Raw genomic sequence first — 23,589 nt, 5'->3', positions numbered from 1 at the left:
AACACTATGTCACGTTCGATCAAAAAAGGCCCATTCGTTGATGCTCACCTGATCAAAAAGGTTGACGCAGCCGTTGTGGGTAACGACAAGCGACCAATCAAAACCTGGTCGCGCCGCTCTACCATCCTGCCCGAGTTCATTGGGCTGACGATTGCCGTTCACAATGGCCGTCAACACATTCCCGTTTACATCAACGAGAACATGGTTGGCCACAAGCTCGGCGAGTTCGCCTTGACCCGTACTTTCAAGGGTCACGCTGCGGACAAAAAGGCCCGGAGATAAGTGATGGAAACTACAGCAATTATTCGTGGAGTCCATATTTCGGCGCAAAAAGCACGTCTGGTTGCGGACATGGTCCGCGGCAAGTCCGTCGCTCACGCTCTGAATACGCTGACTTTCACTCCCAAGAAAGCCGCTGGCATCATCAAAAAAGCTCTGGAATCGGCTATTGCCAACGCTGAGCACAATGACGGCGCCGACATCGACGAACTGAAAGTCACCTCCATTTACGTGGACAAGGCTCAGTCGTTGAAGCGTTTTTCTGCACGAGCCAAAGGCCGCGGTAACCGTATTGAGAAGCAGACTTGCCACATTGTGGTCAAAGTCGGCGCTTAAGGAGTCACAATGGGACAGAAAATCCACCCAATTGGGTTCCGCCTGGCTGTTAACCGTAACTGGAGCTCGCGTTGGTACGCTGACGGTGCTGAGTTCGGTACGATGTTGGCTGACGACATCCGTGTGCGCGAATACCTGAAACGCAAGCTGAAAAGTGCGTCCGTTGGCCGTGTGGTCATCGAGCGTCCTGCCAAGAATGCTCGCATCACTATTTACTCGGCTCGTCCTGGTGTAGTGATCGGCAAGCGCGGCGAGGATATCGAAAGCCTGAAGGCTGACCTGCAGCGCCTGTTGGGCGTGCCAGTGCACGTTAACATCGAAGAAATTCGCAAACCTGAAACCGACGCTCAACTGATCGCCGACTCCATTGCTCAGCAATTGGAAAAGCGCATCATGTTCCGTCGTGCGATGAAGCGTTCTATGCAAAACGCCATGCGTCTGGGTGCCCAAGGCATCAAGATCATGAGCTCGGGTCGCTTGAACGGCATCGAAATCGCTCGTACCGAATGGTACCGCGAAGGCCGTGTGCCTCTGCACACCCTGCGCGCTAACATCGATTACGGTACTTCCGAAGCGCACACGACGTACGGGATCATCGGTATCAAGGTCTGGGTCTACAAGGGCGACATGCTGCCTAACGGCGAAATGCCTGTTGACACCGTAGCCCCTGAAGAGCGCCGCCCACGTCGTCCACGTGGTGACCGCCCTGAAAACCGCCGTCCAGGTGGTCGTGGCCGCGGTCCTCGTAAAGACGCTGCTCCTGCTGCGTCCGAAGGAGAATAAAACATGCTGCAACCTTCTCGCAGAAAGTATCGCAAAGAGCACAAAGGCCGTAACACCGGTCTGGCTACTCGCGGTGCGCAAGTTTCGTTTGGCGAATTTGGTCTGAAAGCCACTGACCGTGGCCGTCTGACTGCTCGCCAGATCGAAGCAGCACGTCGTGCTATTAACCGTCACATCAAACGTGGTGGCCGCATCTGGATCCGCATCTTCCCCGATAAGCCAATTTCGCAGAAACCTGCCGAAGTTCGTATGGGTAACGGTAAGGGTAATCCAGAGTTCTGGGTCGCTGAGATTCAACCAGGCAAGGTCCTGTACGAAATGGAAGGTGTTAGCGAAGAGCTGGCACGCGAAGCATTCCGTCTGGCCGCTGCCAAGCTGCCTATCTCGACGACGTTCGTAACGCGTCAGATCGGTGCTTAAGGAGACGTCATGAAAGCCAGCGAACTCCGTACTAAAGATGCCGCCGAGCTCCAAAAAGAGCTCGAGAGCCTGTTGAAAGCACAATTTAACCTGCGCATGCAGCGTGCTACTCAACAGCTTTCCAACACCAGCCAATTGGGCAAAGTACGTCGCGACATCGCTCGCGTCCGTACCGTCATGGCTGAGACCGCAGGAAAGTAAGATGAGCGAAACTCAAACTACCGCAAAACGTCAACGTACCCTGATCGGTCAAGTTGTCAGCAACAAGATGGACAAAACTGTCGTCGTTCTGGTTGAACGCCGCGTTAAACATCCCTTGTATGGCAAGATCATCGTCCGCTCCAATAAATACAAAGCGCACGACGAGACCAACCAGTACAACGAAGGCGATACCGTTGAGATTACCGAAGGCCGTCCTATCAGCCGCAGCAAGTCCTGGACTGTTGTGCGTCTGATCGAAGCAGCCCGCGTGATCTAAACGCTTGCTCAGATGTCCAGGCTTCGGCCTGGCTCTGGTAGGTCAAAAACCCCGATCTGTTTACAGATTGGGGTTTTTTTTATGCCCAGTTGTTTGTCGGCGGGCACTGGAACAGAAGAGTGATCGTATGGTGTGCCTGTTGCCAGCCTGAAGGTTGGAATTAGCGTTTGATTCCGAGTGGCCCGTGGGTTTTATGGCATCTTGCACAGGACAACGGCTACTCCTTATGGCTCGGGCCATTGAGCTGCATGAAGGATTAGGCTGAAAACAGAGGCTGGTTGCAGCCGTAAGTCGCGTACTGGCGACTTAGCTACGCGCGTCTTGCTTGCGCCATTGCGCCGGGCTGAGACCCACACTGCGTCTGAACGCGGCGCTGAATGCGGCCGCAGAGCTATAACCGATACGCTCGGCAATCTGCTCCATGGTCAGACCTTGCTCCAGCTGACGCTTGGCCAGCTGCATACGTAGTTGCAACAGTACTTGGGCTGGCGCCATCCCGCACAGCAAGGTAAAGCGGCGGTGAAAGGCAGCGCGTGACATGTTCAAGTAGGCGGCCATATCGTCCACCGACCAGGCTTTGGCGGGTTCACGCAGCAGCTGCTCGATCAGGCCACCAAAGGCAGGGTCACTTGCCAGATGAATCAAGCCGGCGGGCAGGGCACCTTCGGTGGGTGTCTGTCCTATTTGCTGGCGCAAGGTATAGAACAACAACAGCTCCACCAACTTTTCCAGCAGGCTGGAGTTGGCTTGCGGCTGGCGTCGCATTTCGGCCTGGATCAAGTCCAGCAAAGGGCGTCCTGAATCTGCATCTGTCTGAGAACCATCAATCAACAAAACATCAGGCACGGTCGCCAGCAGCAATTCGCTCAAACCACGGCCCAGATCCAGAAAGCCACAGAGCAAGCCCGTACTGTGTGGCACTTGTGGCTCCAGGCTCTGCATGGTTTGTCGCCGCATGGTCGTATTCCAGTCTGGCGGCGTGGGCGATGAGCTTAGGCGATGGGGCACATCCCGCAAGAAGAACACCGCATCACCCGCCTGCAAGGTCAAGGCTTCCTGATGCTGAATATGCAGCCAGCACGGCCCATGCAAGACCACATGAAAGCCTGCGCGTTGGTGCCCGTGCAGGCTGCTTTCCCATTGATTGCAGTATTGCCCCAAGTGAAACAGGCTGGCCGAGATCTCCAGCCCGGACAAGAGCAGTTCCTCCACAGGGTGTCCTGTGTCTTTGGAGTCGACAGCGCAATGGCTGTCAGGAAAGGCAGAGTCGCTCATGCAGAAAATATGCTTATTTCTTTTCGTGGATATTTTTAATATGAATACCGCTATGTTCGCACATGGAGATAAGGCGCCAGTCAATCGACAATGAAACCTTCTCGGATTAACTAAGGAATTGTCGCCATCATGACTCGCTTAACTTTGCATACTGTGGACTCCGCACCAGAGGCGGTCAAACCAGCCCTTGAAAAAGCTGTGCGTGGTAGCGGCTTTTTGTCCAATTTGCTGGCTATTTTGGCTAATGCGCCCGTTGCCCTGCAAGCCTATCAGGATATGTCTGCCTTGAACGCTACCGCCAGCCTGTCGCTGGTCGAGCGTGAAGTCGTGCAACTGGTTGCCGGTACCACTCACGGTTGCCGTTTCTGCGTGGCCGGTCACACCGCCATTGCGACCAATAAAGCCAAGCTGGACCCGGAAATTCTGGCCGCTTTGCGTGCGCGTGGCTTTGACCAGATCAACGACGAGCGCCTGCAGGCTCTGGCTCTGTTCAGTCGCGCCGTGATTGATACCCGTGGTCAGGTGTCGGATCAGGCTCTGGCCGATTTCCGTGCTGCCGGTTACGGCGACCAGCAGGCTCTGGAAGTGATTACCGGTATTGGCTTGGCGACGATCTGCAACTTTGCCAATAATCTGGCTCGTACGCCGCTCAATAGCCAGCTGGAGGCCTACGCATGGGAAACGCCTTAAAGCGCGCTGAGCAGCCTGTGCTGGCCTCAGAGCGCCCTGTTTTGTCGCCTGGCTTGGCCCAGTGGCTGGAAGAGCATGCCCTGTCGCTGGATAGCGATGCATCCCAGGCGCAGGCCTTGTTGCCTCGCCTGGCGCAAGACGGTTTGTTGAGCCTGGGCCTGAAAGCGGATTTTTCCGACTTCGGTGATGCCGTTCAATCCATCGTGGAAGTGGCCGAACATTCGCTGACGGCAGGTTTTGTCCTGTGGAGCCAGCGTACCTTTATTGAATACCTGCGTGACGTTCAGGACCCCGCCATGCGCGAGCGCTATTTGCCCGGTTTGCTGGATGGCAGTGTTGCCGGTGCGACGGGTCTGTCCAATGCCATCAAGTTTTTGGGTGGCATTGAAGAGCTGCAAGTGCGTGCTCAGCCTGAACAAGGACATTGGCAGTTTGAGGGCCGCTTGCCCTGGATTACCAATCTGCGTCCCGGCAACTGCCTGGTTGCCATTGTGGCCGCCATGCCTGAAGAGCAAGCCGGTATTTGGGTGGCAGAACTGGGCGATCCAGGCTTGGAGCGTTCCGCAGATCTGGATCTGGTCGGACTGCGTGGCAGCAATACCGCCGCTTTGAAGTTCAATGCTGTGCGTCTGGGACAAGAGCGTTTGCTGCATCCCGATGCAGGCCACTTTGTGCGCTCGGTACGCCCCCGTTTCATGGCGCTGCAATGCGGGATGACCATGGGCTTGGCACGTCGTTCCTTGAAGCAAGTGCTGGATGCGCCACGCTGCCAATGGGTACAGGAGCAGCCCGCCCGCCGCCTGCTGGATCGTGTGCAGGAATTGTCGGATGTGCTGGTTGATGCCGTACGTAAGCCCGGCTCGGCCACGCCGCCTGATTTGTTCAAAGTCCGTATCGAGCTAAGTAGTTTGGCGTCGCAGGCTGTGGCCCTGGAAAGCTCCGCGATCGGCGGGGCGACCTATATGCAGGGCAAGCATCCGCAACTGCTGCGCCGTTATCGCGAAGCCATGCTGGTGCCTTTGATTTCACCCACGGTGGCGCAGCTGAAAGCCGAACTTGGGCAGGATGCAGTATGAGTTCCGCCGCCCCCTCGCCTACCGATTCTGAAGGGGCCGGACTCTTGTCCGCTCGGGGGATCAATCTGGCCTACGGTGGCCAGACGATCTTGCAGAACCTGGACTTGAGCGTGCGCGCGGGCGATATCGTGGCGCTGCTGGGCCCCAGCGGAGTGGGTAAATCCTCTTTGTTGCGGGTACTGGCAGGCCTCCAAACACCCACCCAGGGAGAGGTGTCCTTTCTGGGGCAGCCCGTGCGTGGGGTTCACCCCGCTTTGGCCATGGCGTTTCAGGAAGCCATTCTCTTGCCGTGGCTGAATGTGCAGGCCAATACCGGTTTTGGTCTGGGTTTTGCGCGCCAGCCTTCCGTATCCGCTGCAGAGCGTCGCCTGCGGGTTGAACAGGCGCTGCGTCAGGTTGGTTTGTATGAAAGCCGTCATCAGCGTCCTGGTGCCTTGTCGGGCGGTATGGCACAGCGTGTTGCCATTGCGCGTTGTCTGGCTCGACGCCCACAAGTCTTGTTGATGGACGAACCTTTTGGCGCCCTGGATGAAGTAACTCGTCGCCAGATGCAGGAGCTGATTCTGTCGATACGCGACCAGACTGGCTGCGCCATTGTGCTGGTCACTCACGATATTGATGAGGCCCTTTTGCTGGCGGACCGAGTTCTGCTGTTAGGTGGCCGTCCTGCCGGTTTGCAGCGTGAATGGAGCTGCCCGGCCCACCCCCGATCTCATCTGGATAACTGGCTTCAGGCCATACGCCTGGAAATTGTGGCCAGCCTGGAGCAAAGCCTCTCCCAGGCGGTTCACGCTGCTGTTTTGTAAGGTGCACGTCATGATTGAATCTCCTACGTCTCGTACCCGTCGCGACTTGCTGAAACTGGCGTCTTTGCTGACCGTTGCGGGTGCTGCGCCCTTGCTGGCCCAAGGGACTGCCCGTGCACAAAGTGAGTCAAATGCGCCTTTGCGTATCGGCTATTTGCCGATTACCGATGCCACCGCCATGTTGGTGGCGCATCACAATGGATATTTTGAAGAAGCGGGTATTGCGGTTGAAAAGCCCGTGATGGTGCGCAGTTGGGCTCAGTTGATCGAGGCTTTTATCTCCGGTCAGGTCAATCTGGTGCACTTGCTCTCTCCCATGACGGTGTGGGCGCGCTACGGCAGCAAAGTCCCTGCAAAAGTGGTGGCATGGAATCACATGAGTGGCTCTGCTATCACGGTGGCGCAGAACATCAGCTCGGCCGAGCAATTGGGCGGGCAGACGGTGGCGATTCCTTTCTGGTATTCGATTCACAACGTGGTGCTGCAGCATGTGCTCAAAGCACATGGCCTGACGCCTGTCGTGAAAACCGCCGGTGCGCTGGCACCCAATGAGGTCAATCTGGTGGTGATGGCCCCTGCGGATATGCCTCCGGCCTTGGCCTCGGGACGAATTGCTGGTTTTACGGTGGCCGAACCTTTCAATGCTTTGGCAGAAACTCAAGGCATGGGCCGCATCCTGCGCTTTACTGGCGACGTCTGGCGCGATCATGCCTGTTGCGTAGCCTTCATGCACGAGCAGGATTTGCAGACTCGGCCCCAATGGTCGCAAGGCGTGGTGGATGGCCTGGTCAAGGCACAGATCTGGATACGCAGTCACCGCGCCGAGGCGGCCCAGATCCTGTCGCGTGAAGGCGGGAACCGCTATACCCCGCACACTCAGGAAAACCTGTTGAAAGTGCTGTCCCCGGACCCGGCGGATCGTGCGCAATACGTGAAGTCTGGCGTGATTCGTCATCCGGACTGGGACGACCAGCGTATCGATTTTCAACCTTATCCTTTCCCCAGCTACACCGAGTCCTTGGTGCAAATGCTGCAAGGGACCTTGATTCAGGGCGAGCGTGGTTTCCTGGAAGGGCTGTCTCCTGAACACGTAGCCAGCGATCTGGTGGATGACCGCTTTGTCCGTGCCGCGTTGGAAAAGCAGGGGGGCCTGGCGCAGTTTGGCTTGTCCGAGCAATACACCCGCAACGAGAGTATTGTTGTATGAGTTTGAGTGCGTCTGCTTCTTCTCCGTCATTGGCGCAGTCTGATCCGCGATCGGCTGCGTCTTTGCGACGCCCCAAAATGAATGCCTGGATTGCCAGCACCCTGTGGGGCTTGGGCGGTTTGTTGGCGGGAGTCGTGCTGTGGTACTTGGCCACAGCCTGGTCCAGCAGCTCTTTAATGCAGCAATTCGGGCCGGCCGCTGCCTTTCATAGCTTGCTGGAGATACTGGGCTGGTCCGAGACCTGGATGCACGTAGGTGCCAGCTTGCAACGTATTTTTGTAGGGCTGGCGATCTCATTGGGTGTCGGCGTGCCCGCCGGTTTGCTGCTGGGTTTGTCAGCGCGAGCTCACGCCGCATTGACTCCCTTATTCCAGTTCCTGCGCATGATCTCGCCCCTGTCCTGGATGCCTATTGCCGTCATGGCCTTTGGTATTGGGGATGCACCGATTTATTTTCTGTTGGGTGTGGCCGGTGTCTGGCCTGTCTTGCTGAATACAGCCTCGGGCGTACGGCATCTGAATCCGCGCTGGCTGATGTTGGGTCGCAGTCTGGCGGCCACCAAGCTGGAAACGCTGTTGTACTTGATTCTGCCCGGCATTGTAGGCTCGGTCTTGACAGGTAGCCGACTGGCAATCGGCGTCTTGTGGATCGTGTTGGTGCCCTGCGAAATGCTGGGTGTGTCAGCCGGTTTGGGTTACCTGATTCTGGATACGCGCGACCGTATGGCGTATTCCGAACTGATGGCCGTAATTGTCTTGATTGGTCTGATTGGCTATCTGCTGGATAGCGCTTTGCGAGCCTTGTTTGCGGCCTTGGGACAGCGCTAAATAATCAGCCCTTGGGCCGACAGGCGAAGAGCTTTGACTGTTTTGTATTTCCAGGAAAGACAAGTGACAGAGCATGCTCAGGCTATCTGCCGCTGCCAGTTCTGTTCTTGTAGGCGCTGGCAGTTTTACCTGGTGCTTAGTGGCTTTTCAGAAGCTGTAGAAAGATAAAAAAAGCCCTCAACATTGAGATGTTGAGGGCCTTTTTGGAGTCAGTTTGAAGCGGTATTCACGGATGCTAATCCCGCATTGACTGGAGCCTTAGTTGGTGCGTACGTATAGAAAAGTGATCTTGAGACGAGACTCTAGCTAGGCCTTGATCACTGCCTTCATGCAGCGACCAGGGTATTGTCCGCATCCTGCGTAATTGCTGTACGTGGACTGAGCTGGTCGATTAGCTCGCCATACCAGGATAAGGTGCTGCCTAAAGTCGCGACTTGCCCAATCACCAAAATGCACGGGCTGGCAAACTGATGTTGCTGCGCATCCTGGGCAATATTCTCCAGTGTGGATAGCAAGGTGCGCTGTTCGGGGCGCGAGCCATTTTCAATCAAGGCGCAGGGCGTGGTGGCACTGCGGCCACGCTGCACCAGTTCATGGCTAAAGCCCAGGATTTGCTGCAAACCCATGTACACAGCTACCGTCTGGCTGGTATCCAGCAGCGGGTTCCAGTCCTCAATACCGTGACCGCTTTTACGATGTGCCGTCACGAATTGCACGGACTGGGCGTGATCGCGGTGTGTCAGGGGGATACCGCTGTAAGCTGCACATGCAATGGCAGCCGTGATGCCTGGCACCACTTCAAATGCGATGCCATGCTCGGCCAGATATTCCAGTTCTTCACCGCCACGGCCAAAAATAAAGCCATCGCCGCCTTTCAGGCGCACCACGGTTTGACCTGCTCTGGCGTGTTCAATCATCAGTTGATGAATGCGGTTTTGGGTCTGGTGATGATCCTCGCCTAATTGCTTGCCCACAAAAATACGGTGGGCATCGCGACGGGCCAGCTCCATCACCTGATCGGATACAAGACGATCGTACAGAATCACATCAGCACGATTCAGTGCACGCAGGGCATGCAGGGTCAGCAGACCTGGATCGCCTGGACCGGCGCCCACCAGAATCACGCGGCCTTGTGTGGCGCGGGGTGATTCAGGCTGTTGCAGTGCGCTCTCCAGGCTCAAGCGGGCTTGCTCGGCTTGCTGACTGCGCAGGGCGGCACCCACCGGGCCATCCAGCAGCCAGTCGTAGAAACGGCGGCGTGCACCCAGCTCGGGGCGGGCGCGCCGAATGGCGCTGCGGTATTCCTGCGCCAGACGGCTGATCGCACCCAGGCTGTGGTCCAACATGGTTTCCAGTTGCTCCCGTACTCGCCGTGCCAACATGGGGGCTGACCCTGCAGAGGAAATGGCAATAATCAGCGGTGAACGATCCACAATGGCAGGCACCTGAAAACTGGACAATTCGGGGTCGTCCACCACATTGACCAGAATGCGGGCTTCTTGTGCGTCCTGGGCAATGATCTGGTTTACGTCCCGTTTGTCAGTGGCGGCAATAATCAGCCAGGCCCCTTGTAGATGCTGGGCCTGATAGCGCTCCCGAATCAGGGTAATGCGCCCTTGATTCGCCAGCTCTTCCAGACTGTCCACCACATAGGGGGCGACCAGCGTGACCTGGGCACCGGCGGCCAGGACCAGACGCACTTTGCGCTCGGCGATTTCTCCACCGCCGATCACTAATACCGCGCGCTGCTTCAAGTTGGCGAATAAAGGAAAGAGGTTCATGTCAGGCTGGCTGTAAAACTAAAGGAATCAAGCGGCTTGTAGGCTCGGCAACCACGCCAGCGCGAACCAGAAAATCGCCAAAGTGCTCGCCTTCCAGACGCTCGGCAGCGAAGCGGCCAAACAGCTCATCCAGAATGCTCAGAATTTCTGGTTCGGCAATATTTTGACGATAGATTACGTTCAGGCGCTCGCCGCTGAAGTTCGCACCCAGACGCAAGTCATAGCGACCCAGAGCACGGCCAACCAGGGCAATTTCACCCAGGTAAGGACGGGCGCAGCCGTTGGGGCAGCCGGAGATACGCAGCACAATGCGCTCGTCGCGCAGCTGGTACTTGTCCAGCAAGGCTTCCAGCTTGGGCAGCAGGATGGGGGCGTAGCGTTCGCTCTCGGCCATGGCCAAACCGCAAGTGGGCAGAGAGACACAGGCAATCGTGCTGCTGCGTATGCCGCTTTGTGTCTGGTACACATCCAGCTTGTGATCTGCGACCAGCTTGTCGATCTTGGCCTTATCTTCTTCAGGCACATCGGCAATGATCAGGTTCTGGTTGCAGGTCAGGCGGAACTGCCCTTGGTGGATCTTCGCGATCTCACGCATACCCGTCAGCCAGGGGCCGACTTCGGTATCCATGATGCGGCCCGAATCGATACGCAGGCTCAGGTGCCAGCGGCCATTGCTGCCTTGGGTCCAGCCGAAGCGGTCGCCATTGTGGTCAAAATGGTAGGGGCGTGACGGCTCCAGCGTTTGACCACTGCGGTTTTGCACTTCTTCCAGGAACCAGTCGGCCCCTAGCTTATCCACGGTGTATTTCAGGCGGGCATGACGGCGCTCGTCGCGGTTGCCGTGGTCACGTTGTGTGGTGATCACGGCTTCGCAAACGGCCAGCAGTTGCTCGGGGCGTACAAAGCCGATCACGCTGCCCAGTCGTGGGTAGGTGGTGTCGTCGCCATGTGTGGCACCCATGCCACCACCAATGGCGACGTTAAAGCCCAGCAACTGATTGTTGTCGATAATCGCGATCAGGCCGATATCCTGCGCAAACACGTCCACATCATTCAAGGGAGGCACGGCAATGCCGATCTTGAATTTGCGGGGCAGGTAAGTCTTGCCGTAAATCGGTTCAAAGTCTTCGCCGTCAATGGCGTCTTCGACTTTTTTGCCGTCCAGCCAGATCTCGGCATAGGCGCGGGTTTTGGGCAGGAAGGTTTCGGAAATCTTGTCAGCCCACTCCTGAACCAAGCCATGTTGCTCCGACAGCAAGGGATTGGTGGCGCTGACCACCTGACGGTTCACATCACCGCAAGTAGCCAATGTCGTGGACATGGCCTTGTTGATGGCTTGCAGTGTGGGTTTTAAAAAGGGCTTGCGTACGCCATGCCATTGAAAGGTCTGACGGGTGGTGATGCGCAGGCCAAACTGGGCCCAGTCACAGGCGATCTGGTCAAAGGCCAGCCACTGGGCGGGCGTGACCACGCCACCAGGCAGGCGGGCGCGAATCATGAAGCTGAAAGCCGGTTCCAGCTTTTGCTTGCGACGCTCTTCACGCTGGTCGCGGTCGTCTTGCTGATAGCTGCCGTGAAATTTCAGCAGCTTGTTGTCGTCTTCGCTGATGGCGCCCGTGATTGGGTCTGCCAGACCCTCGGTAATGCCACCGCGCAGATAGCGGCTATCAATTTTTACTTGTTCGATAGCGGCGATTTTCTTTTCTGTCATGTCCTTGCTTCTCAGTAAACGTCGCGGGCGTAGCGGCCCTGCGCCGAGAGTTCTTCCAACCAGCTGCGAGCCTGGTCTGCGTCCAATCCACCTTCCTGGCGGGCAATTTCCTGCAGGGTCTGGTGTACGTCCTTGGCCATCTGATTGGCATCACCGCACACATAAATGTGGGCGCCGCCCTGAATCCAGGCATAGACCTCGGCTGCTTTTTCCAGCAAGCGGTGCTGGACGTAAACCTTGTTTTCCTGATCGCGCGAGAAGGCCAGATCCAGGTGTTGCAACTGACCGTCCTGCAAGGCACGTTGCCATTCGGTCTGGTAGAGGAAATCGGAGTGAAAGTGCGGGTTGCCAAAGAATAGCCAGTTGCGGCCTTCACCACCCTGAACACTGCGTTCCTGCACAAAGGCACGGAAAGGGGCAATGCCGGTGCCGGGACCAATCATGATCACGTCACGGCTGGTATCTTCAGGCAGGCGGAAGCGTGTATTGGGGTCGATAAACACCGGCACGGTATCGCCTTCGTTCAGGCGGGCCAGATAGTTGGAAGCCACGCCCCAACGATCCTGCTCGTTGAATTGGTAATGCACATTGGCCACAGTCAGATGTACTTCTTCGTCCACCTCGGACTGGCTGGAGGCGATGGAATACATGCGGGGTGCCAGAGGGCGCAAGGCTTGCACCAGTTCGGCGGCGCTCCAGGTGGCCGGGAAGCGTTCCAATACGTCCAGCACTTGATGGGTTTTCAGCAGCTCTTGCAAAGTGCTCAAACCCTCTGGGCCTACGGCTGTCTGTAGCACGGCATCGCTATTGCGCTTGGCCAGTTCCACCAGGAAAGGTTTGGTCGGTTGCGTCAGCTCGCGGTAGTGGCTAAGCCATTCTTGCAGCGTGTGCGACTTGTCCTGAATGGTGACGGTCTCTTGCGGGTCCAGCTTCAACGTCTGGATAACCGCTTCGACCAGTTTGGCGTTTTGTGTAGGCCAGACACCCAGGGCATCACCGGGTTGGTACTTCAGGCCACTGCCTTCCAGCGACAACTCGTAGTGATAGATGTTGCGGGTGCTGTCGCGGCCCGTAATGCTTTGGCTTTGCAGCACGGTGGCCTGGAATGGATTGTCGCGGGTGAAGCTGCTGCGGGTCTGGGTTTCCAGCACCGTAACGTTGCTGGATTGGGCGGCAGGAACGGCCGCAGCGGCGTGGGCCTGGTGATCCGTTTCCAGAAAACCAAAGGCTTTGTCCTGCCAGGGGGCGGCGACCGTATCAATATCCAGATCAGCCAGCCCTGCGTCCAGAATGCGTTCCGCACCCAGCGCCAGCAGACGTTGATCAATCTTTTCCGCGATCCCACAGAACAGGGGGTAGCTGGAATCTCCCAGGCCCAGCACACCGAATTTCAGTGCGGGCAGCTTGGGGGCACGGGCACCGGACAGGAACTCGAAAAACGCGATGGAATCGTCTGGCGGATCGCCTTCACCCTGGGTGCTGATAATGACGTAGAGCAGACGTTCTTCTTTCAGCTCGCGCGTGGGGTAGCGGTCGGCGCGCAGCAGGCGCACGGGGATGCCGGCCGCTTCACAACGCTGGGCAAAGGCTTCGGCGACGCGTTGGGCATTGCCTGTCTGACTGCCAAACACAATGGTGGCAGGTCGTTGGGCGGGCGCAGCGGCGGCGGGCACCAACGACAGTTCAGGAGAAACAGGCGCTTGAGCGGGAAGGCCGGTGTGGCGCACTTGCGCGACACCCGCGAGATAGCCGGACAGCCAGTTCAGGGACAGCGGATCGAGCTCGTCGGTAATTTGAGCAATCGCCGTGCGATTGGACTCCGAGAGGCGGGACAGGGCGTGCATTCTGACACTCGCTTATATAAATAGTTTGTCCCATTCTAAAGAGCGGTATCAGGGCTACGAACGATCCGATTCTTATTTGTTTATGAATCCTTCGGTTAATGAAAAAGGGGCATAAGCCCCTTTCATCTTGGTCTAAGCGCGTGCGAAATACGTGTTATGGACGCAGTTCCCGACGCAGGATTTTGCCTACGTTGGTACGTGGCAAGTCGTCGCGGAACTCGACAATGCGCGGGGCCTTGTAGCCGGTCAGGTTCTTGCGGCAGAAGGCTATTACGTCTTTTTCCGTCAAATCGGGATTGCGGCTGATGACATAGAGTTTGACGATTTCGCCTGCTTTTTCATCCGGTACACCGACGGCAGCGGCCTCGACAATATCCGGGTGCTGGGCGGCGACGGCTTCCACCTCATTGGGGTAGACGTTAAAGCCCGAGACCAGAATCATGTCTTTCTTGCGATCCAGCAGGAAGACATAACCTTGCTCGTCCATATAGCCAATGTCGCCCGTGCGTAAAAAGCCGTCGCGATCAAAGACCTTGGCGGTTTCATCGGGACGTTGCCAGTAGCCGGGAGTAACTTGCGGCCCACGAATGCATAGCTCGCCCGTTTCGCCCAACGGCAGGTCGTTCTGGTTTTCGTCGCGTATGCGTATGTCGGTAGAAGGAACGGGCAGCCCGATTGAGCCAGTGAACTCTTTTTTATCCAGCGGATTGATTGTGGCTGCTGGTGAAGTTTCAGTCAGTCCATAAGCCTGGGCCAGGGGTTTGCCGGTCGCTTCTAGCCAGCGCTTGGCGACCACTTCCTGCACTGCCATACCGCCACCTAATGTAAAGCGCAGCGAGGAGAAATCCAGCTTGCGGAACTCGGCATTGTTCAGCATGGCATTAAAGAGTGTGTTCACCCCCGTAATGGCAGTAAAACGCAGCTTGGACATGTCCTTGATCATGGAGGGAATGTCGCGTGCGTTAATGATCAACAGGTTCTCCGCACCCAAACGCAGAAACACCAGCAGGTTCGCGGTGAAAGCGAAGATATGGTAGAGCGGCAGGGCAGTAACAACGCAGTCGATCTGGCCTTCTCTCAAATACGGGCGAATCCAGGACAAGGCCTGGCTCAGGTTTGAAACCAGATTGCCGTGGGTCAGGATGGCCCCTTTTGCAACGCCCGTCGTGCCCCCGGTGTATTGCAGGCAGGCAATATCATCGTGGGTCAGCTTGACCGGGGCCGGTGCGCGGCCTCGGCCCTGAGCCAGTACGGCTTTGAAAGAGACGGAGCCAGGCAAGGACCAGGCAGGCACACCTTTTTTAATGTGGCGCACCACTTGATTGACCAGCCAGCCCTTGAAGCCGCCCAGACAATCCCCCACGCTGGTCACAATGACTCGCTTGATGGGTGTTTCGTGCAGGATTTCCTGCAGCACGTGGGCAAAGTTCTCCGCAATGATGATGGTTTCCGCGCCACTGTCTTGCAGCTGGTGGCGCAGTTCACGGGCCGTATACAGCGGGTTGGTATTGATAATGGTGGCCCCGCTGCGCAACACCCCATACAGACTGATGGGGTACTGCAGCATATTGGGCATCATCAGGGCGACACGATCGCCTTTTTTCACGCCTTGGCTTTGCAGCCAGCTGGCCAGGGCCAAGGCATTGGTCGACAGTTCGCGGTAGCTCATGCGTTTGCCCATGCTGATATAGGCAGTGCGCTGCGCGAACTCGGTACAACTTTGTTCAAATACATCCAGCAAGGACGAGTACTGCTGGGCCTGATCTTCGATAGTGGCAGGAATACCGGCGGGGTAGTTCTGCAGCCAGACTTTATCCATGAAGCGCTCCGAGGCGTGTAGGTTCAAGACAATCCCAGCAGGGCCTTTTTGAGCGATTCTTGGGCAGGCTTCTTGCCTAGCCAGATTTTCAACAAAGCAGGGGTCAGATCAGGGTGAGAGAGCTCTCCCAGCGTCTTGTCGTTGAACAGGATCTTGACCTGAGGGGTGTGCATGTCCAGCACCACAACGTCGCCTTCCTTGGCTTCACCCACCTGGCGCATCAAGTCTTCAAATTGCTTGATGACAGGGTCCAGTTCTTGTTTTTCAGGATCAGTCAGGTTGTTGTGAATGCCGTCTTTCAGGGCATCGATCAGGGTTTGGGCATCCAGGTCGCGTTTGAGGACCAGTCGGATTTGATGCGGCCCGGGGGATTGAATAATGGCTTCGGCATCCTGGGAAGGCGAAGCGGTATACAGGGCGGCGACGTACACATCAAAAACAACTTTCTTGCGCAGGCCTGCCCCATTCAGTTTCAGGCTTTGCTGCTCGACGGTGACCGTGTCTGGCACGGTGACATTCGCAACAGTCGCGGCCTGGGCGGCGGGTAGCCCCAGGGACAGACTTAAAATCAGGGCGGCACAGCGGGGGGTAAACATGAAGCGGTCCTCCGGCAAATTAGCGTGATTGTGTTTTCTGCTTGTAGAAGTGGGCGTCGGCGATATAGATGGTGCGTTCCACCGTGGTGTAGATCTGGCCTTCGGGGTCCTGGATCTGCACGGTAAACGTGGCTTCAGCCTCGTGGTATTGGTCTAGCTGTCCTCGTATTGCGTCCAGTTCATCTGGATTGATTTGAAAATTGGCGTACAGAGTTTGGTAGCCGGGGCGGCGATACTGAATCTCTGCATTCTTGTCCCAGACAATCACATGGCGTTGCAGCCCAGCCAGAAGCATGGTGGCGTGCACGCCGTCTGTAATGGCAAACAGGGAGCCGCCAAATAAAGAGCCATTGATGTTGCGAGTGCGACGACGCAATGGCAGGCGTACGACGATGTGTTGCAAGTTCGCTGAAACTTTGTGGACCCGCCCGCCGGTTGCCCGGAAGGCGGGGTGCCAGTTAAAGCCCAGCTGCAAAAAGCGCGCACGCCATGTGGGGGGTAGGCGTGCGAGCAGCTCCATGCGGCGACTGCGGGCCATAGTGCATCCTTAGAAGCGATAGCTGAACTGCACGCCCAGGATGTCACCACTGTTTTTGTAAGTACCGCGTGTCAGACCACGACCAGCGGGATCCGTGTTGTTGTTCATGTCGGTGTTTTTCAGGAACAAGTGGGTGTAGCCGATATCCCAGGTGGCGTTCTTGCTGGCGCGATACTGAGCACCCAGGGACACCCAGTAGCGGTCGCTGTCAGGCAGGGCGGTTGGGCGGTAGTTCTTGTCGCGAACGGGAGATTGGTCCCAGGCAATACCACCCTTGAAGGTCCACTGCTCGTTGTAGTGGTAGTTCGCACCCAGGGCGACGCGCCATGCATCCTTGAATTTCAGTTCCAGACCGGAATCCTTGGCACCGGGGCCGCTGTTTTCAATGGTCAGACGCGGGATGCTGCTCCAGCCTGTCCAGGACACATCGGCCAGCAATTGCCAGCGCGAGTTCAGGTCGTGCACCAAGCTGACAATGGCGGTGTCAGGCAGCTTGATGGTGGCTTCTGCGTCCCAATTGATGTTGGGGGCAGGAATGCCAGCCGGCACGTTGCGGTTGCGCAGCTTGGTGTCGCCATCAGCCGTGACCTTGATTTGCGAGCGATAGGAAACGCCCAAACGAGTGCTGGGGGTAATTTGGTACAGCAAACCGGCATTCCAGCCCCAGGCGTCGCCCTTCATCTTGACGCGGGTGTCCATGTCCAGTGGACCCAAAGCCGGGTGATAACCAACCGGGGTAGCCAGACGGTAGTCCGCATCAATGTGCAGCCAGTTCACACCTACACCGAAGGACAACTGGTCGTTGACCTTGTAGGCCACCGAAGGGTTGACGTTGATGGTTTCAATGGCAAATTTTTCAGAGTGGTAACGGCCAACCCAGCCTTCGTCATACTCAGTTGTCAGACCAAACGGGACACCAATACCCAGGCCCACCCACCACTTGGGCGAGAGCTGATGGGACAGATAAATATTGGGAACGGCGGCGACTTTACCGGCATCACCACCTGAGCCGCCAGTAGCGGGACGGCTGGCGCCACCCGTCAGGGCCAGGGGGTCGGTACTGCCTTTATCGGAGAACTTGAAGGTAGGTTTAATCGCGTTAAAACCTGCCGAGAAGTTGGTCTCGGGCAACAAGGTCATGCCGGCCGGGTTGAAGTAGATCGTGCTGGCATTGTCACCAATGGCGGCCGAGCCTGCGTAGGCATTGCCCAGGCCGCTCGCATTCTGTTCGAGCAAGTTAAAACCAGCCGCATGGGCTTGACCCATTCCCATGCTCATTCCCAGAGGAATCAGCAAGGCGGGGATGGTACGCAAAGCTACAACCGTCTTTTTCATGTCTCTTCTCCAAGGTATAGGTGCGACGTCTGACAGAGGCTTATGACAAGTTTTAAAACACCTGTTTGTTTTCTATGGTGCATGACCTAGGCCAATCGGCGTATAGGTATTTGTGCCAATCCGAACTAATTGCGTTGTTTTTGTGTTGCTTTGTAATGCAGAGGGCCCCCTCTGAATGGGGCAAAGCCGGTACCGAAAATCACGCCTGCATCGGCCAGATCGTCGTTCTCCACAACACCGATGCGAACCTGGTGTTCGGTCTGTTCGATCAGCGGTTTAATCAAGCGATCTGCTAGACCGCTTGGGACTGTTCCCGCAGGAGATTTCTGGGCTTTGCCATCTTTCCACGTGTAAAAACCCTGGCCGGTTTTACGGCCCAGTTCCTGACGATCCAGATGGGTTTTCAGGCAGGCTGGCATGGCGGCTTGCTGGCTTAATTGGGCACCTGCATCACGCGCAATATCCAGGCCTACGGTATCGGCCAATTCCAGTGGTCCCATCGGCATGCCGAACTGCACCATGGCTTTGTCCACGGTGGCCGGGTCCAGCCCCTCGTCCACGCAGCGCATGGCTTCCAACATATAGGGAGCCAGGACGGCATTGACCAGAAAGCCGGGGCTGTCTTTAACGGGCAAGGGCAGCTTGCCAATCTGGTTCACAAAGGCGTAGGCAACGCTGCGCACTTCCGGGGCCAGCAGTTCGCTTTCCACCACTTCAACCAAGGGCATGCGAGAGACCGGGTTAAAGAAGTGAATGCCTACCAGTCGTTCCGGATTGATCAGGTTCAGGCTGAGCTCGGATAAAGGCAGGCTGGAGGTGTTTGTCGCCAGCACAGCACCGGGCTTTAGCAAGGGCTCAATGGTGGCGTACAGGCTGCGCTTGGCATCGGCGTTCTCGAAGATGGCCTCCAGAACCAGATCTGCCGACGGGATGCCGTGGCCGTCCGGGTCCGGGATCAAGCGGTCCAAGGCGGCTTGTACCAGTCTGCGGTCTTTGAGACGGCGCTGGAACAGCTTGGCGGCACGACCTTGTGCCTGGGCGATACGCTTGCGGTCCTGATCCTGCAGCGTCACACGCATGCCTTTCAGTGCACATACAGCGGCAATATCGCCCCCCATGACACCAGCACCGACCACGTGAATATGCTTGATCTCCTGAGTCGACGAATGCTTGCCTACGCTTTTCAGACGCTCTTGCAAATGGAAGACACGCAGCAGATTGGCTGCGGTGTTGGAGCGGGTGATTTGTTCGATCAGCTCGGGTGCCTTCAAGGCATTGCCGTTGTGCTTTTCCCAGATCTCCAGGATGGCGCGGGGCGCCTGATAGTGCTGATAGGGATCGCGCTTTGCCAACTGCTTGCGTACCTGATTAGCAACCAGGGGGCGTAGCAGCTTGGTATTCATCAGGCGTGACAGACCCTTGGCGCGACGCGGCTTCTTGCCACTGAGCACCTGTTTGATAGCAGCTTGCTTGGCCAGACGGACAGGAACGCAGGCATCGACCATACCCAGACGGGCGGCCTTGCGAGCATCCACGCTTTTGCCGCTCAGCATCAAGTCCATGGCGGCGGCAGGGCCTATATATTCAGGCAGGCGCAACATGCCGCCCCAACCGGGGAAAATACCCAGCATCACTTCAGGCAGAGCCAGGCGTGTATCGTCCTGATCTACGGCCAGGCAATAACGGCATGCCAGGGCCAGCTCCAGACCACCGCCCAGGCAGTGGCCTTGCACCAGCGCCAACGTGGGGTAGCTCTGCTTGGCCAGCTTGTTGAAGACGGTCCAGCCGCGTGTGACCAGTGCCAAGCCCTTTTCAGGGTTGTTGTTGTGTTCCGAAAACTCGTCAATGTCCGCACCGGCTACAAAACCGGCAGCTTTGCCGGAGTAAATGATCAGTGCTTTAGGAGGATGGCTGCCCAGGTAGTCCAGCGCCTGGTTCAGCTCCTGCAGGACGGCTGCCGAGAGTCGATTGACCGAGCTGCCCACGCAATCGATTTTCAGCCAGGCAATTTGCTGATCGTCCGTGTACAGCGTGAAGTTTTGCAAATCCAGGGTAGCGACGGGCATCATGATTCAGTTCCTTGCAGCGATTCGATCAGCATGGCGCCGCCTTGTCCGCCGCCAATACAAATAGCGGCCATGCCCAGGCGCAAGTTGCGACGACGCAGGGCATTCAAGCAATGCAGCACAATTCGCGCTCCGGAGGCACCCACCGGGTGGCCGATCGCAATGGCGCCGCCGTCCACATTGAGCTTGTCCATATCCAGCAGACCCAAAGCATCACGACCCAGATGCTTTTGGCACCACTCCTGGTTGTCCCATGCAGCACGACATGCTAGTACCTGTGCTGCAAAAGCCTCGTTGATTTCCCACAAGTCCGGACCATTTAGGGCCAGACGGTTGCGCTCCAAAATAGGCGTCGCGGCGAAAACAGGGCCCAGGCCCATGGTGGCTGGGTCCAGGCCAGCCCATTGCGCATCTACAATGCGGCCAATGGGTTTGAGCTGATGTTCCTTGACGGCGGCTTCGCTGGCCAGAATCAGCAGGGCAGCGCCATCGGTCACCTGGGAGCTATTGCCGGCCGTGATATTGCCCCAAGGTGGATCAAAGACCGGACGCAGCTTGGCCAGCTTCTCGGGCGTGGAGTCTTCGCGTACGCCATCGTCTTGCGGGTAGTTATTACCGCGCGTGTCGCTTAACGGCACGATTTCTTCAAAAGCGTTTTCTTGTTGAGCACGCAAAGCCAGACGGTGACTGCGGGCCGCAAACTCGTCCATATCCTGACGGCTGATACCAAACTCGTGCGCCAGAATTTCAGCGGTCTGCCCCATGGACAGGCCAACGACGGGATCAGTCAGCCCTTTAAGCAGGCCGATCACTGGTTTCAGATAGGACAGACGCAGACTGCGCAGCGCCTTCAGGCGTGCACCCAGGCTACGCGCTTTGCCCCAGGCGGCCAGCCAGCGCACCATGTCGTCGCTGAACAGGATGGGGGCGTGAGACAGCGCGTCAACGCCACCGGCCAGCACCAGATCCGAGCGGCCGGTTTGAATGGCCTGTACGCCCGAGTCCAGTGCCTGCATACCCGAGGCGCAGTTACGCATCACGGTCCAGCCCGGCACTTTGTGACCTGTGCCCAGACGCAGACCCAGAACCCGGCCGATATTGGTTTCATCGGGCGAGGGGGCGGCGCAACCCAGGATGACCTCGCTTAGCTGCGGGGCCTCGAAGGGTTGGCGCAGCAACAGCTCGCGACCCGTTTGTACGGCCAGATCTCCAGCAGAGAAGGGGCCGGGCGCATTGCGCGCTTTCAGAAACGGGCTGCGTGCGCCGTCAATAATATAGACCGGTTGAAAACTCATGCTTGGCTCCCACTGGCGGCTTCAGCGGCAGGATTTTCCCGACGCAAATCGAAGGGGAAATCATCCACGGCAATAACGCGATCACGCACGATGTCGCGGGCCTGGATTTGCTCGTATTCCTGGGCGGTGATGCCACCGGCCTGAAAGACGGCTTCGGCCAGATCGCGTACGTTGGCTTTGGGGTTGTCCTGCAATTGACCGCTTTTCTCGAACTGACGGATTTTGGCGTCAATATCGCGGGTGTTCAGCGAAGCCAGCAGGGCCGCTTCAATCGCACCGACGGGTTCCATATCGTCGTCAGGCAAGTAGGTGTCGTAAGTCAGGCGATCACGAGTAGCACCGGGCTTGGTCAAAAGTTTGGCAACAGTGTGGTCCAGCTTGTCATCAGGGCCCAGACGGCGCAGACCCAGAGGGAAGACCAGGAAGCGCAGCACGGCCGCCAAAGGACGGTTCGGGAAGTTCTCCAGTACTTTGTCTAGAGCGTGTTGAGCACGCATCAAGGCGTCTTGAGCCGCCCAGTGGGCCAAAGGTGCATCTTCCTGTTGACGACCTTCGTCTTGGTAACGCTTGAGCACGGCGCTTAGCATGTACAGCTCGGACAGCACATCCCCCAGACGCGAGGACAGGCGCTCGCGCATTTTCAGGGAACCACCCAGAACCAGCATGGAGGCATCGGCCAGCAGGGAGAAAGCAGCACTGTAACGGCTGGCCTGGCTGTAGTAGGTGTGCATGGCCTTGGAGGTGCCAGTAGGGCCACTTAGCAAGCGCCAGCCACCCAGGCCCAGCCAGAAGGAGCGGCCTGTATTGGCCAGTGTGTAGCGGATGTGCGCCCAGAAAGCCTGGTCAAATTTACGCAAACCGGCTTCGCGGTCAGGGTTCAGGGCGGCTGTCATCTCTTCAAGGATGAAAGGATGGCAACGGATAGCGCCTTGACCGAAGATGATCAGGCTGCGCGTCAGAATATTGGCGCCTTCCACCGTAATACCGACGGGGATCTGTTGGTAAGCACGGCCCAGGAAGTTTGATGGGCCAAGGCAAATACCTTTACCACCAATGACATCCATACCGTCATTCACCACAATACGACCACGCTCGGTCACATGGTATTTGACGATGGCCGAGACCACGGAAGGTTTCTCGCCCAGGTCCACGGCGGCTGCCGTCATGGTGCGGGCCGCATCCATGGCGTAGGTGTGTCCTGCGATACGGGCCAGAGCCTCTTCCACGCCTTCAAACTTGCTGATGGCGCTGCGAAATTGGGTACGGACGGCGGAGTAACCGCCCACGGCGCGGCTGGTTAGCTTGGCCATGCCAGTAAAGGAGGAGGGTAGAGAGATGGAGCGGCCAGCAGCCAGACATTCCATCAACATGCGCCAGCCCTGGCCAGCCATGGCGGGGCCACCAATGATGAACTCCAGCGGCATGAACACGTCTTTGCCACGGGTGGGGCCGTTCATGAACATGGCGTTCAAGGGGAAGTGACGACGGCCAGTATCCACGCCGGGGTGGTCGCTTGGAACCAGGGCGCAGGTAATGCCAATGTCTTTTTCGCCACCCAGCAAACCGTCCGGGTCATATAGGCGGAAGGCCAGACCCAACAAGGTGCAAACCGGAGCCAGGGTGATGTAGCGTTTGTCCCAGGTGACGCGCATGCCCAGCACTTCCTGACCTTCCCATTCGCCCTTGCAGACAATCCCTACGTCAGGAATAGAGGCGGCGTCTGAACCGGCCCAAGGGCTGGTCAGTGCGAAAGCGGGGATGTCACGGCCATCAGCCAGGCGGGGCAGATAGTGTTGTTTCTGCTCGTCGGTACCGTAGTGCAGCAGCAGTTCTGCCGGGCCCAGCGAGTTGGGCACCATGACCGAGACGGACAAGGCCGAGTTACGGGTGGAGAGCTTGGCGACAACCGCCGAGTGCGCTTGCGCCGAAAAACCACGACCGCCGTATTCCTTGGGAATAATCAGGCTGAAGAAGCGGTTTTCTTTCAGGTAGTTCCAGACCTCGGCAGGCATGTCGAAGTCTTCCTGGCTGACTTGCCAGTCGTCAATCATGGCGCAAGCCACATTGACTTCATTGTCCATGAACTGGCGCTCTTCATCGGTGAGCCGGTAGGCCGGATAAGAGCTCAGGGTATTCCAGTTGGGTTTGCCGCGAAACAGCTCACTTTCCCACCAGACCGTACCTGCTTCCAGCGCATCGCGCTCGGTTTGGGACATGGCAGGCAGAACGCTGGAAAAGGCGCGGTAGATTGGGCGGCTTAGCCACTTGGTGCGTAGATTCCGGTTTTTGAGAACGTAGACGCAGCCAAGCACTAGCACTATCAATAGCAAGGTCACAAACATAGCAACTCCGGACTAGCTCAGAAAAAAAAGAAGAAGGCCCCCACGCTGCGCCTTCGGCTTGTTGCCCCCGAGGGGGCACTTTTTA

General features: G+C 57.4%; 22 protein-coding genes. 11 read left to right on the top strand and 11 right to left on the bottom strand.

Annotated features, from left to right (window positions below):
• The first annotated feature begins 6 nt into the window (after positions 1-6).
• From rpsS to rpsQ, 6 genes are read left to right on the top strand one after another with little or no spacing between them, the layout of a single operon-like run.
• Positions 7-282, top strand: a complete 276-nt coding sequence (gene rpsS / locus WFM49_RS17990; RefSeq protein ID WP_003803039.1) for a 30S ribosomal protein S19 — start codon at positions 7-9, stop codon at positions 280-282.
• Between the two features lie 3 nt (positions 283-285).
• Positions 286-615, top strand: coding sequence for a 50S ribosomal protein L22 (gene rplV / locus WFM49_RS17985; protein ID WP_009462426.1), 330 nt, complete (start codon positions 286-288; stop codon positions 613-615).
• 9 nt (positions 616-624) lie between these two features.
• Entirely contained in the window at positions 625-1,398 is a 774-nt protein-coding gene (gene rpsC / locus WFM49_RS17980) for a 30S ribosomal protein S3 (RefSeq protein WP_003803035.1), read from the top strand.
• A 3-nt stretch (positions 1,399-1,401) separates the two neighbouring features.
• Positions 1,402-1,818: a 50S ribosomal protein L16 gene (rplP, locus tag WFM49_RS17975; RefSeq protein ID WP_003803033.1), complete on the top strand. Its 417-nt coding sequence runs from the start codon at positions 1,402-1,404 to the stop codon at positions 1,816-1,818.
• A 9-nt stretch (positions 1,819-1,827) separates the two neighbouring features.
• Positions 1,828-2,019: a 50S ribosomal protein L29 gene (gene rpmC, locus WFM49_RS17970; protein ID WP_003803032.1), complete on the top strand. Its 192-nt coding sequence runs from the start codon at positions 1,828-1,830 to the stop codon at positions 2,017-2,019.
• Position 2,020: 1 nt separating this feature from the next.
• Positions 2,021-2,296 (top strand): 30S ribosomal protein S17, encoded by a 276-nt coding sequence (rpsQ, locus tag WFM49_RS17965; RefSeq protein ID WP_009462428.1) that lies wholly within the window; start codon positions 2,021-2,023, stop codon positions 2,294-2,296.
• A gap of 306 nt (positions 2,297-2,602) precedes the next feature.
• On the opposite strand, the gene WFM49_RS17960 is transcribed toward rpsQ, so the two are convergent.
• On the bottom strand, positions 2,603-3,571 hold the full coding sequence (locus WFM49_RS17960; RefSeq protein WP_336974720.1) for an AraC family transcriptional regulator: 969 nt from the start codon (positions 3,569-3,571) through the stop codon (positions 2,603-2,605).
• Between the two features lie 129 nt (positions 3,572-3,700).
• On the opposite strand from WFM49_RS17960, the gene WFM49_RS17955 reads away from it, so the two are divergent.
• The 5 genes from WFM49_RS17955 (at position 3,701) to WFM49_RS17935 (ending at position 8,177) form a co-directional block, all read left to right on the top strand.
• A complete protein-coding gene (locus WFM49_RS17955; protein ID WP_009462432.1) occupies positions 3,701-4,261 on the top strand; it encodes a carboxymuconolactone decarboxylase family protein in 561 nt (186 codons plus the stop codon).
• Positions 4,246-5,337, top strand: coding sequence for an acyl-CoA dehydrogenase family protein (locus WFM49_RS17950; RefSeq protein WP_088451690.1), 1,092 nt, complete (start codon positions 4,246-4,248; stop codon positions 5,335-5,337). The genes WFM49_RS17955 and WFM49_RS17950 overlap by 16 nt, the downstream gene beginning before the upstream one ends.
• On the top strand, positions 5,334-6,143 hold the full coding sequence (locus tag WFM49_RS17945) for an ABC transporter ATP-binding protein (protein WP_250756332.1): 810 nt from the start codon (positions 5,334-5,336) through the stop codon (positions 6,141-6,143). Before WFM49_RS17950 ends, WFM49_RS17945 begins: the two co-directional genes overlap by 4 nt.
• 10 nt (positions 6,144-6,153) lie before the next feature.
• Positions 6,154-7,350, top strand: coding sequence for an ABC transporter substrate-binding protein (locus WFM49_RS17940; protein ID WP_336974717.1), 1,197 nt, complete (start codon positions 6,154-6,156; stop codon positions 7,348-7,350).
• A gap of 77 nt (positions 7,351-7,427) precedes the next feature.
• Entirely contained in the window at positions 7,428-8,177 is a 750-nt protein-coding gene (locus WFM49_RS17935) for an ABC transporter permease (protein WP_035269569.1), read from the top strand.
• 326 nt (positions 8,178-8,503) lie between these two features.
• On the opposite strand, the gene cysG is transcribed toward WFM49_RS17935, so the two are convergent.
• The 10 genes from cysG to WFM49_RS17885 all read right to left on the bottom strand — a co-directional run bounded on the left by cysG (position 8,504) and on the right by WFM49_RS17885 (position 23,504).
• Positions 8,504-9,958 carry a siroheme synthase CysG gene (cysG, locus tag WFM49_RS17930; protein ID WP_336974714.1) on the bottom strand — a complete coding sequence of 485 codons (1,455 nt, stop codon included), beginning with the start codon at positions 9,956-9,958 and terminating at the stop codon, positions 8,504-8,506.
• Between the two features lies 1 nt (position 9,959).
• Positions 9,960-11,669 carry an assimilatory sulfite reductase (NADPH) hemoprotein subunit gene (gene cysI, locus WFM49_RS17925; protein ID WP_060185540.1) on the bottom strand — a complete coding sequence of 570 codons (1,710 nt, stop codon included), beginning with the start codon at positions 11,667-11,669 and terminating at the stop codon, positions 9,960-9,962.
• Between the two features lie 11 nt (positions 11,670-11,680).
• A complete protein-coding gene (locus tag WFM49_RS17920; RefSeq protein ID WP_336974712.1) occupies positions 11,681-13,513 on the bottom strand; it encodes an assimilatory sulfite reductase (NADPH) flavoprotein subunit in 1,833 nt (610 codons plus the stop codon).
• A 154-nt stretch (positions 13,514-13,667) separates the two neighbouring features.
• Complete coding sequence (locus WFM49_RS17915; RefSeq protein WP_336974711.1) at positions 13,668-15,332, bottom strand: AMP-binding protein; 1,665 nt, start codon at positions 15,330-15,332, stop codon at positions 13,668-13,670.
• Positions 15,333-15,355: 23 nt separating this feature from the next.
• Positions 15,356-15,928, bottom strand: coding sequence for a chalcone isomerase family protein (locus WFM49_RS17910; protein ID WP_250756326.1), 573 nt, complete (start codon positions 15,926-15,928; stop codon positions 15,356-15,358).
• A 19-nt stretch (positions 15,929-15,947) separates the two neighbouring features.
• Entirely contained in the window at positions 15,948-16,466 is a 519-nt protein-coding gene (locus tag WFM49_RS17905; protein ID WP_009462453.1) for a DUF4442 domain-containing protein, read from the bottom strand.
• A 9-nt stretch (positions 16,467-16,475) separates the two neighbouring features.
• On the bottom strand, positions 16,476-17,801 hold the full coding sequence (locus WFM49_RS17900; protein WP_009462456.1) for an OmpP1/FadL family transporter: 1,326 nt from the start codon (positions 17,799-17,801) through the stop codon (positions 16,476-16,478).
• A gap of 125 nt (positions 17,802-17,926) precedes the next feature.
• A complete protein-coding gene (locus tag WFM49_RS17895; RefSeq protein WP_336974708.1) occupies positions 17,927-19,870 on the bottom strand; it encodes a 3-hydroxyacyl-CoA dehydrogenase NAD-binding domain-containing protein in 1,944 nt (647 codons plus the stop codon).
• Complete coding sequence (locus tag WFM49_RS17890; RefSeq protein WP_336974706.1) at positions 19,867-21,162, bottom strand: acetyl-CoA C-acetyltransferase; 1,296 nt, start codon at positions 21,160-21,162, stop codon at positions 19,867-19,869. The genes WFM49_RS17895 and WFM49_RS17890 overlap by 4 nt, the downstream gene beginning before the upstream one ends.
• A complete protein-coding gene (locus WFM49_RS17885) occupies positions 21,159-23,504 on the bottom strand; it encodes an acyl-CoA dehydrogenase (protein WP_026484842.1) in 2,346 nt (781 codons plus the stop codon). Before WFM49_RS17885 ends, WFM49_RS17890 begins: the two co-directional genes overlap by 4 nt.
• Positions 23,505-23,589 lie beyond the last annotated feature (85 nt).

The organism is Alcaligenes sp. PF14 (assembly GCF_037150615.1).
Taxonomy (GTDB): Bacteria; Pseudomonadota; Gammaproteobacteria; order Burkholderiales; family Burkholderiaceae_B; genus Alcaligenes; species Alcaligenes phenolicus.
This window is presented reverse-complemented; position numbering and strand designations above follow the sequence as displayed.

Coding starts and splice junctions, on each gene's coding strand:
- WFM49_RS17915 (WP_336974711.1), bottom strand. CDS start 15,332: ATGGATAAAGTCTGGCTGCAGAACTACCCCGCCGGTATTCCTGCCACT.
- WFM49_RS17900 (WP_009462456.1), bottom strand. CDS start 17,801: ATGAAAAAGACGGTTGTAGCTTTGCGTACCATCCCCGCCTTGCTGATT.
- WFM49_RS17920 (WP_336974712.1), bottom strand. CDS start 13,513: ATGCACGCCCTGTCCCGCCTCTCGGAGTCCAATCGCACGGCGATTGCT.
- rplV (WP_009462426.1), top strand. CDS start 286: ATGGAAACTACAGCAATTATTCGTGGAGTCCATATTTCGGCGCAAAAA.
- WFM49_RS17935 (WP_035269569.1), top strand. CDS start 7,428: ATGAATGCCTGGATTGCCAGCACCCTGTGGGGCTTGGGCGGTTTGTTG.
- rpmC (WP_003803032.1), top strand. CDS start 1,828: ATGAAAGCCAGCGAACTCCGTACTAAAGATGCCGCCGAGCTCCAAAAA.
- WFM49_RS17890 (WP_336974706.1), bottom strand. CDS start 21,162: ATGAGTTTTCAACCGGTCTATATTATTGACGGCGCACGCAGCCCGTTT.
- WFM49_RS17905 (WP_009462453.1), bottom strand. CDS start 16,466: ATGGCCCGCAGTCGCCGCATGGAGCTGCTCGCACGCCTACCCCCCACA.
- rpsC (WP_003803035.1), top strand. CDS start 625: ATGGGACAGAAAATCCACCCAATTGGGTTCCGCCTGGCTGTTAACCGT.
- WFM49_RS17895 (WP_336974708.1), bottom strand. CDS start 19,870: ATGATGCCCGTCGCTACCCTGGATTTGCAAAACTTCACGCTGTACACG.
- WFM49_RS17885 (WP_026484842.1), bottom strand. CDS start 23,504: ATGTTTGTGACCTTGCTATTGATAGTGCTAGTGCTTGGCTGCGTCTAC.
- WFM49_RS17940 (WP_336974717.1), top strand. CDS start 6,154: ATGATTGAATCTCCTACGTCTCGTACCCGTCGCGACTTGCTGAAACTG.
- cysI (WP_060185540.1), bottom strand. CDS start 11,669: ATGACAGAAAAGAAAATCGCCGCTATCGAACAAGTAAAAATTGATAGC.
- rpsS (WP_003803039.1), top strand. CDS start 7: ATGTCACGTTCGATCAAAAAAGGCCCATTCGTTGATGCTCACCTGATC.
- rpsQ (WP_009462428.1), top strand. CDS start 2,021: ATGAGCGAAACTCAAACTACCGCAAAACGTCAACGTACCCTGATCGGT.
- WFM49_RS17950 (WP_088451690.1), top strand. CDS start 4,246: ATGGGAAACGCCTTAAAGCGCGCTGAGCAGCCTGTGCTGGCCTCAGAG.
- rplP (WP_003803033.1), top strand. CDS start 1,402: ATGCTGCAACCTTCTCGCAGAAAGTATCGCAAAGAGCACAAAGGCCGT.
- WFM49_RS17960 (WP_336974720.1), bottom strand. CDS start 3,571: ATGAGCGACTCTGCCTTTCCTGACAGCCATTGCGCTGTCGACTCCAAA.
- WFM49_RS17910 (WP_250756326.1), bottom strand. CDS start 15,928: ATGTTTACCCCCCGCTGTGCCGCCCTGATTTTAAGTCTGTCCCTGGGG.
- WFM49_RS17955 (WP_009462432.1), top strand. CDS start 3,701: ATGACTCGCTTAACTTTGCATACTGTGGACTCCGCACCAGAGGCGGTC.
- cysG (WP_336974714.1), bottom strand. CDS start 9,958: ATGAACCTCTTTCCTTTATTCGCCAACTTGAAGCAGCGCGCGGTATTA.
- WFM49_RS17945 (WP_250756332.1), top strand. CDS start 5,334: ATGAGTTCCGCCGCCCCCTCGCCTACCGATTCTGAAGGGGCCGGACTC.